At 71.1% G+C, this 11,429-nt stretch carries 5 protein-coding genes and 1 pseudogene; all 6 read right to left on the bottom strand.

The window, feature by feature from the left end:
• Window positions 1–362 precede the first annotated feature (362 nt).
• A pseudogene (locus tag N4G63_RS24525) lies at window positions 363–1,823 on the bottom strand (calcium-binding protein); the annotation flags it as partial.
• Window positions 1,824–2,072: 249 nt separating this feature from the next.
• On the bottom strand, window positions 2,073–3,671 hold the full coding sequence (locus N4G63_RS24520) for a GH39 family glycosyl hydrolase (RefSeq protein WP_314600260.1): 1,599 nt from the start codon (window positions 3,669–3,671) through the stop codon (window positions 2,073–2,075).
• Window positions 3,668–4,972 carry an MFS transporter gene (locus tag N4G63_RS24515; protein ID WP_260789598.1) on the bottom strand — a complete coding sequence of 435 codons (1,305 nt, stop codon included), beginning with the start codon at window positions 4,970–4,972 and terminating at the stop codon, window positions 3,668–3,670. The genes N4G63_RS24520 and N4G63_RS24515 overlap by 4 nt, the downstream gene beginning before the upstream one ends.
• Complete coding sequence (locus N4G63_RS24510; RefSeq protein ID WP_314600259.1) at window positions 4,969–6,894, bottom strand: glycoside hydrolase family 9 protein; 1,926 nt, start codon at window positions 6,892–6,894, stop codon at window positions 4,969–4,971. Before N4G63_RS24510 ends, N4G63_RS24515 begins: the two co-directional genes overlap by 4 nt.
• Before the next feature lie 23 nt (window positions 6,895–6,917).
• Window positions 6,918–8,951, bottom strand: a complete 2,034-nt coding sequence (locus N4G63_RS24505) for an alpha/beta hydrolase family protein (RefSeq protein WP_260789596.1) — start codon at window positions 8,949–8,951, stop codon at window positions 6,918–6,920.
• Window positions 8,952–9,013: 62 nt separating this feature from the next.
• Window positions 9,014–11,362, bottom strand: a complete 2,349-nt coding sequence (yicI, locus tag N4G63_RS24500) for an alpha-xylosidase (RefSeq protein WP_314600258.1) — start codon at window positions 11,360–11,362, stop codon at window positions 9,014–9,016.
• Window positions 11,363–11,429: the final 67 nt, after the last annotated feature.

Raw genomic sequence — 11,429 nt, 5'->3', positions numbered from 1 at the left:
GCTGTCGTTGCCGTCGGAAAAGGTCTGCGCCATGGCCACCAGCGTGGCAATGTCCCACTCGGTGCCATCGTCAAAGCGCACGCGCTGCAGGCCGTTGTAGGCGTTGGCGGGGTCGTCGCTGTAGAAGAACCGTTGACGGTGACCGAGTCGGTGGTGCCGGCAATGCTCAGTTCAAGCGCGTTGTTGCTGCCACCAAAGTAGTTGTCATAGGCCTGGCGCACCACCACATCGGCCGGCGCCACGCCGGCCTTGAACTGCAGCGTGTTGACGCGGCTGCCGTCACCGCCGTTGTAGTTGTAGTAGAGCCGATCCTGGCCATCGCCGCGGCCAAACAGGAAGGTGTTGCTGCCGTAGCCGGCGTTCAGCGTGTCGTTGCCGCTGCCACCATCCAGCAGATCGTCGCCATGGCCGCCGTCGAGCGCGTCGTCGCCGGCGCCGCCCTGCAGCGTGTCGTTGCCGCTCTCGCCGTAGAGCGCGTCGTTGCCGTCGTCGCCCTGCAGCGTGTCGTTGCCGTCGCCGCCGTGAACACGGTCGTTGCCGGTGTTGCCGATGACGATGTCGTCACCCGCATCGCCGGCCAGGCTGTCGTTGCCCGGCCCGCCATCGATCCGGTCGTCGCCACCGGCGCCGCCGATGCTGTCGTCGCCCAGCCCGCCGTTGAAGTTGTCGGGCCCATTGGTGCCGCGCACGCTGTCGTTGCCGTCGGAAAAGGTCTGCGCCATGGCCACCAGCGTGGCAATGTCCCACTCGGTGCCATCGTCAAAGCGCACGCGCTGCAGGCCGTTGTAGGCGTTGGCGGGGTCGTCGCTGTAGAAGAACCCGTTGACGGTGACCGAGTCGGTGGTGCCGGCAATGCTCAGTTCAAGCGCGTTGTTGCTGCCGCCAAAGTAGTTGTCATAGGCCTGGCGCACCACCACATCGGCCGGTGCCACGCCGGCCTTGAACTGCAGCGTGTTGACGCGGCTGCCGTCACCGCCGTTGTAGTTGTAGTAGAGCCGGTCCTGGCCATCGCCGCGGCCGAACAGGAAGGTGTTGCTGCCGTAGCCGGCGTTCAGCGTGTCGTTGCCGCTGCCACCATCCAGCAGGTCGTCGCCATGGGCGCCGTCGAGCGCGTCATGGTCCGAACCGCCGTACAAGGTGTCGTTGCCGCCATTGCCGTACAGGGCATCGTTGCCACCCGCTCCATTGAGCAGGTCGGCCGACTCGCCGCCGCTCAGCACCTCGCCGGCCGGACCGCCCATGCCCAGCATGGCCAGCAGCTGGGAGATGTCCCACAACGTGCCGTCGTTGAACTTCACCTGCTGCAGCGTGTTCAGCGCATTGGCGGGCGTGCCGCCGTACAAAAATCCGTTGAAGGTGATGACATCGCTGGTGCCGGCAATGCTCAAGGCCAGTGCCACGTCGGCACCCAGTTGCGAGTCATGGGCGCGGGCCACCTGCAGGTCGGCCGGCGCCACGCCGGCCGCCAGTTGCAAGGTGTTGAGCTTGCCGAGGTTGGGGTCCGAGTACGACCGTACCGTGACGGCGCCGTCGCCCCGCCCGAACAGGTACAGGTTGTTGCCTGGCCCCTCGATCACATCGGCAGCCGGCGCCTCGGCTGCCGCTGCAGACAGGGCCAGGCTGGCCGGCACCGCCAACGGTGGCTGCGCCAGATCGGCCGAACTGTCGTTCAGCAGCGACTGCACCCCCGGCATCGCATCGGCCGACAACAGCAGCTTGGGTTCCAGCGTCTCGATACGCCATGCGGACGGCTCACGCTGCTCGGCAGCGGCCTTTCGGGCCTTGCTGGCATGCCGCAGGGCGGCGGCAACACGGGCACGCATGGAACGGATCGACATATGGATTTCCCCGGAATTTGTGCAGTCGTACCGGGTTCGCACCGCTCGTCGATGGCCCCGTCGCACAGCCTGATCCAACCCATTGTGGAGGGCGGTCTTGACGGTTCTTCACACTGCACTACCCGCGGATACGGGGTGGCAATCTCCCGATACAGGCGCCCACCTATGGTGCGCGGGTTGCGTCGCTTACATTCCGCATCAATTGACGCAAACTGGTCACACCCGCGGGCCCGGTCAGCCGGCTGCCGATGGGGTGGCCTTGGCCGGCGCCAGCGTCAGCAGCACCATGTCGTTGCTGCGCATCGGCACACGCCAGCGCCAGGTGCCGGTATTGCCGATGTGCACCGCGCGGTCGAGTTCGGGGCGGTCCTGGGTCAGGGCCTGCAGTTCGGCCAGTTGCGCGGGGCTCAGCGTGCGGGGGGCGCCCATCTTCAGGTAGGCGGTCTGCGCGTCGTTGCGCTGGTAGCCGGTGCGGTGCAGTTGCAGGCGGTAGCGGCCGGGGCGCAGGCCGTGCAGCTGCAGCTGCAGTTCGGCTGCCGGGCCGCTGGGCACCGGCTGGCCGAAAAACACGCTGTTGCTGCTGGGCTGCTCGGCGTGCTGCAGATCCCAGGCCAGCAGGGCCAGCCGCTGGCCGTCCACCGTGGCCAGCAGGCGGGTGTCGGCGCTGGGGATCTCCTGACCGCGCAGCGCGTTGAGGTACTTGTAGGCAAACCAGCTGGGCTTGCGCACGCCGTCGCGGCTGATCAGGCCGAAGCCGCCGTGCAGCGCGGCATCGGGCGGCCCGGGTTCCTCGAACAGGTCGCTGTAGGTCCAGTAGCTCATCGATTGCGCCAGGCCGCGCACGCCGCGCAGCTTGCTCAGGATCCAGGGGCCGCTGATGTAGCTGTCGTGCACCTTGTCGCGCGGGTTGTAGCTGGTGCTCCATTCGGTGAAGTGCAGCGGCAGGCCGGCAAACGCCGAGGCATCGATCTCGCGCCGCACACGGGCCACGTCGCCGATGATCGATTGCGGATCGGGCGAGAGCTTGCGGTCGCTCTGGCCGTATTCGTCGAGAAAGCCTTCGGTCACGCCATAGGCATGGGTGCTGACAAAGTCGACCGGCGCGCCCACGCGCTGCGCATGGGCCAGGAACTCGGGCACCCAGGCCGCGCCGGCCGTGGCCGGCCCGCCCACCTGCAGGCCGGGGTCCACCTGCTTGAGCGTGCGCGCGGTGCGCGCGTACAGGTCGAAGTAGGCCTGCTGGTCGGCACGCTCCCAGAAGCCGTCGAGGTTGGGCTCGTTCCACACCTCGAACGGCCATTGCCGCACCTGCGCCGCGCCGTAGCGGGCGATCAGGTGGCGCGCGAAGGCCTCCACCAGCTCGACCCACGGGCCGGGCTGCGGGTGCGAGGTGTTGCCCTTCCAGTGGAAGATGGTCTGGTTCGAGCTGCGCATCACGCCGGGCGTGAAGCCCAGCTCGATGTAGGGCCGCATGCCGATGGCCAGCATGGCGTCGTAGAGCCGGTCGATGGCCTGCCAGTCGAACACCAGGCGGCCGTCGCGCTGGCGCACGGTGCCCAGCTCGTCATGGAAGATGTCGTGAAAGCGCAGGTGGCGAAAGCCCAGTTCGTCGGCCGCCAGCTGTAGCTGCGCCAGGTTGGCCGCGCGGCCGGTGACGCCGGGATAGTCGGCACCCACGCAGTGCGTGAAAAAGCGGTTGATCGGCGCCGTGGCGTGGCCCAGATCCAGCCGCACCGGGCGTGCCCCAGGCGCCGCGCCGCGGCCCGCAGCCAGGGCCGGTGGCAGGGCGCCCAGGCTCAGCCAGGCGCCGAGTTGTCTGCGGTTGACGGTCATGGGCTGCGCTCGTCCGGGTTTGGGCAGGGGTCGGCGTTGTGGTGCGCAAACGGTGCCAGCCAGGCCAGCAGCACCGGCGGCACCGAGAACAGCAGCACCCAGCCGAAGAAGCTGGCGTACTGGTGCTGCACGCCGCTCCACAGCCAGCCGCTGGCGGTGCCGGTGGCCCACTTGGTGAGTGCCATCACGCCGGTGGCGATGGCGTAGTGCGCCATGCGGTAAGCGCCAGGCGCCACCTGCTGCATCATGTACAGCATGTGGCCCACCGAGCCCATGCCGAAGCCGAACTTCTCGGCCGCCACCAGCACGGTGATCGACAGCATGTCCACCGGCTGCGCCTGGGCCAGAAACCAGTAGCTGAGATGCGGCAGGTTCAGCGCCAGCGCCAGCAGCACGAACGAGCGCGCCAGCGTCAGGCGCGCGGCCACGCCGCCACCGGCAAAGGCGCCGGCGATGAAGGCGATGGTGCCCACCGTGCCGTGGATGTGGCCCAGCGCCGCGTTGTCCAGCCCCAGGCCGCCGGCGCTGCGCGAATCCAGCAGGAACAGCGGGCCGAACTTCTCGATGAAGCCCTCGCCAAAGCGGTAGAAGAAGATCACCGCCAGCATCAGCCAGACCTGCGGCTTGGCAAAGAAGGCGCGCCAGACCTCGCGCATGGGCACCGCGCGCTGGCCGTCGGCGCGCGGCGGCGGCGGCGGCGAGCCGGGCGGCAGCACGCGCCAGTGCCACAGGCCGAAGCCGGCCATCAGCAGCGCGGCCAGGCCCATCACCAGCATCCAGCAGCTGACCCACGGCAGCGCCAGGCGCGCATGCAGCCAGCCGGTCAGCGAGACCAGCAGGCCCGAGCCGATCACCGCGCCCAGGTTCCAGCACATGCCCTGCAGGCCGGCGTAGCGCGCCTGGTCGCGCGCCGAGGCGGTGGTCATGAACACGCCGTCGGCCACCGTGTCCTGCGTGGCCGAGGCAAAGCCGATCAGCCAGAAGAAGGCCAGCGAGAGGCGGAAGAAGCCCTCCAGCGGCAGCACCATGGCCACCGCGCCCAGCGCCGCCGCCATCAGGAACTGCATGCGGATGACCCAGCCGCGCTTGCTGCCATGGGCCTCGAGCCAGGGCGCCCACAGCGGCTTGAGCACCCACGGCAGGTAGAGCTGCGAGGTGGCCAGCGCAATGGTCTCGTTGTCGATGCCCAGGTTCTTGTAGGCGATGGCGGCCACCACGCCCACCATCACGTTGGGCAGGCCCATCGCCAGGTACAGCGTGGGCACCCAGGCCAGCAGCGGGCCTTGGCGGTCGGACTTCATCGGGCGGCCCCTGTGGCGGCGCCGCTCACGGCCCCGCCCGCGGCGCCGGCCTGGCTGCGCGGCGGGGGTGGCGGTAGAGGCGGCACCGGCGGCGGCGTCAGCGACTGCAGCGCCGCGCTCACATAGACCAGCGGCGCGTTCCAGTTGATCGCCACCTCGTTGCTGGCGTAGCTGCAGAAGTGGTCAAGCCAGGCGCGCGCCGGCAGCGCCGACGGGTAGGGCAGCGGACAGTCCTTGGCGTCCTGCCGGCCGGCATTGGGCCCGCCGATCAGGAAGCCCGGCACCGGCGCCACCACGCCATCGGCGCCGCTGGGCCGGTGGTGCGGATGCTGCGGCGAGCGCGTGCCCAGGCCGGTGACCCAGCTGCTGGCCTGCGCATTGCGGCCCAGCACCAGATCGAGCTGGGCCTGCGCGGCATCCAGCTGGCTGCGCGGACCGCCCAGGCGCCAGCCCTGGATCAGCACGATGGCGCGGTTGAGTAAGCCGCTGGCCGAGCCCCAGTGCCAGTCGTCGGCCCGCGTGCCCAGGCGCTGCGGCGAGGCCTGCCACTGCGCGGCCAGTTGCGTGGCCAGCGCGCCCACGCGCTGCTCGATCAGGGCGCGGTCGGCCGGGGCCGGCAGGCCCGCGCGGTGCTGCGCCAGAGAGATCCAGCCGAGCGCGGCCACCTGGTTCCAGCTGGGCACGGCCAGCGCGGCCTGGCCACCGCGCGTGGCCTGCACAAAGGCCTGCCAGAAGCCCGGCTCGCCGGTGCTGATGAACAGCTCGGCGGCGGCCCAGGCGAATTCGTCGGAGAGCTGGTCGTCGCCATAGTCGCCGGTGTGCACGTCGGCCGGCTGGCGGTAGATGTGCCCGGGATGGGCCTGGGCCCAGGCCCAGGCGGCGCGGGCCGCGGCCAGCAGCTGCGTGGGGTCGGCCGCCGGCCGCTGCGCAAGCTTGGCCACGGGCCACTTCGCGGCGTAGGGCCGCAGCACGCGGCTGGCCATGGCCGCGGTGGCGGCAAAGTTCAGCGCCGCGGCCGTGCTCTTGGCCACCACGTAGCGCGGCGCGCCGGCCTGGTGCGGCATCACCACGCCGTCGAAGCTCAGGTTGGTGAGCTTGTGGTAAACGCCGCCGTCGGCGGGGTCTTGCATGGCGCGCATCCAGTCGAGGTTCCACAGCGCCTCGTTCAGGATGTCGGGCAGGCCGTTGCCCGACTCGGGGATGCCGGTGCGCAGGCCGCGCAGCGCCTGCGGCACATGCTCCCAGGCCGCCAGCAGCGACCACATCGTGATGCCCGAGTTGACGATGTACTTGTTGTAGTCGCCGGCGTCGTACCAGCCACGCGGCGCGCTGATGGTGCTGCCCTCGGGCCGCCCGGCCGAGGCCGCCGAGGCATGGATGCGCACCTCGGTGTCGGCATGGCCGGCCGGCCGCGCCCAGGCGCCGGCGTGCGCGGGCGCCAGCGCCATGCCGGCGCGGTTGAAGTAGAAGGCCTTGAGCGCCGCCGCGGTGAGCGGCTGGTGGGCCTGCGGGTCGATCACAAAGGGCGCCGAGGGCGGCAGCCCGTCCACCTGCAGCCGGTAGCGGCCGGGCCGGCGCAGCGCCGAGAAGTCGGCCAGCGCCAGGGTCTGCCCGGCCTCGGGCCAGGGTGCGGGCGGGCCCAGCCGGCCACGCAGCACCGGCGGCCCGCCGCCCGCACGCAGCACCTGAAAGGCCCGCGCCGGCGCTGCGCCGGCCGCCACCGGCACCGCCGCCCACTTGGCTGCACCGGGCAGGTAGCCCAGCTGGTTGAGCTGGATCTCGGCCGGCGCATTGGCGTCGGCTGCCGCATCGCTTGCGGCACCGGCAGCGGCACCAGCCACCACGGGCAGGGCCAGCCAGGCGGCGCACAGCAGCGCGTGCCCCCGCCGCGTGCCGCGCGGGGCCAAAAGGGATGGAGGCATGGGGTGCGTGCCGCTGGACGCGGCTAGGGTTGGGTGGCGGGTGGCAAGGGCCCATCCAGGTGGCGGCCCAGAAAGTCGGCCACGCGGGTGGCCAGCAGGCGCTGGTTGGCCACGCGGCCCCAGCCGTGGCCTTCGTCCGGGAACACCAGCCACTCCGGCTCGCGGCCGGCGCGGCGCAGGGCCTCGCGCATCTCGTGGGCATGCACGATGGGCACGCGCTGGTCGCGCTCGCCATGCACCAGCATCACCGGCGCCTGGATGCGGGCCACCTGCCGCAGCGGCGAGGTGGCCTCGAAAATCGCGGCGTCGGCACGGGCGTCGCCCAGCAGCTGGGCCAGCATGGCGCGGCCGTCGTCGGTGATGTCGTCGCGCCACCACCAGCTGCCTTCCAGCCAGCGCAGTGGCTCGGTCACCGCCGCCATGGCCACGGCACAGCGGAACAGGCCCGGATCACGCACCAGGCCCATCAACGCCGCATAGCCGCCGTGGCTGGCGCCCATCAGGCACACCCGCTTCGGGTCGACCAGGCCACGCTGGATGGCCCAGCGCGTGGCATCGGCAATGTCGTCCTGCAGCGCCCGGCCCACCTGCTTCCAGCCCGCCCGGAAATGCGCATCGCCATAGCCGGTGCTGCCGCGGAACTCGGGCTCGATCACCACCCAGCCGCGCTGGGCCAGGTACTGGCGCATCGGCTCCCAGCGCCAGTGGCCACCGCGCACCCACGGGCCGCCGTGCGGCATCACCACCGCCGGCCGCGGCCCGGTCTCGCCGCTGCGGCGCGGCTGGGTGATCCACACCGGCAGCTCGCGCTTGTCGCGTGCCTGGATGCGCTCGACACCGGTCTCGCCCATCTGGCGCGGGTCGATGCCGGCATGCACGCGGCCCAGCATCACCAGCCGGCCCGGGCGGCCGGTGAGCAGCAGCCACGAGCCGGGGTCGCGGTCGCTGCGGCTGTGCACCAGCACCACGCGCCGCTCGCCGTCGCCGCAACGGCGGCAGTCGATGGTGTTGGCGCGTCCGGGCAGGCGCGCGTCGATCTCGTCCTGCAAGGCCTTGTGCGCCGGGTCGAACCACAGCTGGATCGGGCTTTCGCCCTCGATCTCGAAGCCGGCCAGGCCACTGAACCCGACGGCCTCGCGCACGTGCCCCGCAAAGTCGAAACCCGGCACCTTGACCATCGATTGCGCGGCGGGCGCGCCGGTGGCCGGATCGATTCGGGCCAGCTCGGCCTCGCCCGCCGGGCCGCGCGCCACCGCGACATACAGCACGCCGTGGTCGTCCACATGCACCGGCGACCACGGGGCATCGAGTGCCGGCGCGGTGTACAGCTTGCGCCAGGCGCCGGTGGGCGATTCACGCCAGTGCACCGTCTGCTGACCACGCTCGATGCTCAGCGCGGCACGCGGCCGGCCCTGCGAGTCAAACCACCAGCGGCGGGCCGAGGCCAGGCCGCCGGTATCCACCGGGCGCACCAGGCCGCTGACAGCATGCTGGCGCAGCGGCATCAGCGACTCGATGTGGCCGGTGGGCCCGAGCTGGATCTGGCCGAGCAGCACCTCGCCGCTGCCGTCCTTCGGCACGTCGAGCAGCCGGTGGTCGTGGGACAGCCGCCGGTCGGATGAAAAGTCGGGGTCGACCCGGACGGCGCTCTCGATGTTCGACCTGACCAGGGTGCGCACCCGTCCACCGCTGCGCGACACGCTGAACAGCCCCGGCGCCATCCAGCTGCGCCAGTCGAAGCCCGGCTCGGGATCGCTCAGCCGGAAGATCAGCCGGTCGTCGTCCACCCATTCCAGGCCTTCGATGTCGGCATCGCCATAGTGCGCCAGGCCGCGGGCCTGCTGCGGCTGCCCGTCCACCAGCTGCATCACCACCAGCTGGTTGCGGCCGTTGCCGGCCTTGTTGAGCAGCGCCAGGTACTCGCCCGAAGGCGAGAGCCGCACATCGGCCATGTCGGGCGTGTCAAAAAAGGCCTCTACCGACGCCCGCGCGGGCGCCGCCGGTGGACCGGCCGCCTGCACGCCGGGGCCGGGCAGGCCCAGCAGCAGCAGCAACACCGCACTCAGCGGCCGGAGGGGATGCCATGGAGATGTCAAGACGCTTGCCTCAGTGTTTGGGTTCAATGGCCGGAAGCATCCCACACCAGGGTGGTGCCGGCCGCCAGCACGGGGCTCAGCGCCTGGCCCAGCTGCAGCCGCCAGTCGTGCAGCACACCTTCGCTGAGCTGGGCGGTGTAGCGCTGCCCGTCGCGGCGCACGCTGCCACGCGCGGCGATGCGGCCATCCACCGCGGCCACGGCAAAGGGCGTGGCCTCGCCCTCGGCCAGGTTGAACAGGCGCAGCACCAGGCCGCGGCCGTAGTCGTAGTCGGGCCGCTGCTCATCGGCGCCCCAGGGCAGCACGGTGCCCGGTGCCACGTACAGCGGCAGGCCCATGAAATCATGGGTCTCGGCATGCCAGCGGCCGCCGGGCTGCTGGCGGCCGTCGAGCAGGTTGGTCCAGGCGCGCCCGGCGTCGCCGGGCAGGTAGAACTCGACCTCGCCGCCGTGCGTGAACACCGGCGCCACCAGCAGCGCCTCGCCCAGGTGGTACTGGCGGTCGAGCGTGCGGCAGGCCGGATCGTGCGGATGCTGCAGCACCATGGCGCGCATCATCGGCAGGCCGGTCTGGTGCGCCTCGATGGCCTTGGCGTACAGGTAGGGCATCAGCCGGTGCTTGAGCTGGGTGAAGGCGCGCAGCACGTCGCAGCTTTCTTCGTCCACCAGCCATGGCACGCGGTAGCTGCTGCTGCCGTGCAGGCGGCTGTGCGAGGACAGCAGGCCGAACTGGATCCAGCGCTTGTAGACCGCCGGCGGCGGGTTGCCCTCGAAGCCGCCGATGTCGTGGCTCCAGTAGCCGAAGCCGCAGCTGGTGAGCGACAGGCCGCCGCGCAGGCTCTCGGCCATCGACTCGAAGTTGCTCCAGCAGTCGCCGCCCCAGTGCACCGGAAAGCGCTGGCCGCTGGCGTAGGTGCTGCGCGCAAAGACCACGGCGTCGTCGCCGCGCTCCTCGCGCAGCAGCTCGAACACCGCCTCGTTGTACTGCAGGGCGTAGAGGTTGTGCATCTCCACCGGATCGCTGCCATCGTGGTAGACCACGCCCTCGCTGGGAATGCGCTCGCCGAAGTCGGTCTTGAAGCAGTCGACGCCCAGCGCCAGCTGCTGGCGCAGGTGGCCCTGGTACCAGGCCTTGGCCGCCGGGTTGCTGAAGTCGATGATGGCCATGCCGGGCTGCCACAGGTCGGTCTGCCAGGTCAGGCCGGCGTTGGGCCCCGGCCCCGCCCGCTTGAGAAAGTAGCCCTCGCGCACGCCCTCGGCAAACAGCGGCGACTGCTGGCCCACGTAGGGGTTGATCCACTGGCTGATCTTCAGGCCCTTGGCGTGCAGGCGCGCCAGCATGGCCCGGGGTTCGGGAAAGCCGCGCGGGTCCCACTGGAAGTTCATCCACTCGAACTCGCGCATCCAGAAGCAGTCGAAGTGAAACACCGCCAGCGGCAACCGGCGCCGCGCCATCTCGTCGATGAAGTGCGTGGCGGTGGCCTCGTCGTACTGGGTGGTGAACGAGGTGGTCATCCACAGCCCGAAGCTCCAGGCCGGCGGCAGCGCGGGCCGGCCGGTGAGCGTGGTGAGCCGCTGCACCGCGGCGGCCGGCGTGGGGCCGGCGATCACGCAGTAGGCCAGGCTTTCGCCCTCGCGGCTGAACTGCACGCGGGCGGTCTTCTCCGAGGCCAGCTCGAAGCTCACCGGCCCGGCCTCATCCACCAGCACGCCGTAGCCGCGGCTGCTCAGGTAGAAGGGCACGCTCTTGTAGGCCTGCTCGCAGGCGGTGCCGCCATCCTTGTTGAGGTTCTCGACCACCTGGCCGTTCTTCACGAAGGGCGTGAAGCGCTCGCCCAGGCCGTACAGGCATTCACCCACCTGCAGCGTGAGCTGCTCGTGCAGCACGCTGCGCGCCGGGGCCGCCAGCCCGGCCGCGCCGGCGGCCAGCTGCAGGTAGGCCAGGCTGCGCCAGTCGCTGCGGGTGAGCTCGCGACTCACGCCGTCCACCGTCTCGCGAAACTCGAGGCGCCAGCCTTCGCCCTTTTTCAGCACCGCGCTGAGCGCACCCGAGTGCAGCACCAGCTCGCTGTCGCTCTCTTCAAGCTGCCCGTCGTGCAGCGGGGCGGCCAGCGCGCCGGGCATGGCCACGTGCAGGCGCGGCGCCTCGCTGGCGGCGTAATGCGCCACGGCAACGCGGATCACGCCGGGCAGCGGCGCGCTCAGGCGCAGCGTGAGCGTGGGGCCGGCCAGGGTGTCGCCGCGGTGCTTGATCGGGCGCGTGGTGACCAGCACCACCACGCAGCCGGCCTCGCGGCGGATGGCATAGGTCTCGCTGGCGTAGTGCGCCGTGACGCCGGGCTGCATCAGCCACTGGCCATCGGTGAACTTCATGTCGGTCTGCTTTCGTGGATGGATTCAGGAGAAGCGGCAAGCGGCGCCGCCTGGCCGGCCGGCCGGG

The sequence above is a fragment of the Aquabacterium sp. OR-4 genome (assembly GCF_025290835.2).
GTDB lineage: Bacteria > Pseudomonadota > Gammaproteobacteria > Burkholderiales > Burkholderiaceae_C > Pseudaquabacterium.
This window is presented reverse-complemented; position numbering and strand designations above follow the sequence as displayed.

What these genes read in the sequence shown, in the direction of transcription:
- N4G63_RS24510 (WP_314600259.1), bottom strand. Translation starts at nt 6,894, where the DNA reads ATGCCTCCATCCCTTTTGGCCCCGCGCGGCACGCGGCGGGGGCACGCG.
- N4G63_RS24520 (WP_314600260.1), bottom strand. Translation starts at nt 3,671, where the DNA reads ATGACCGTCAACCGCAGACAACTCGGCGCCTGGCTGAGCCTGGGCGCC.
- yicI (WP_314600258.1), bottom strand. Translation starts at nt 11,362, where the DNA reads ATGAAGTTCACCGATGGCCAGTGGCTGATGCAGCCCGGCGTCACGGCG.
- N4G63_RS24515 (WP_260789598.1), bottom strand. Translation starts at nt 4,972, where the DNA reads ATGAAGTCCGACCGCCAAGGCCCGCTGCTGGCCTGGGTGCCCACGCTG.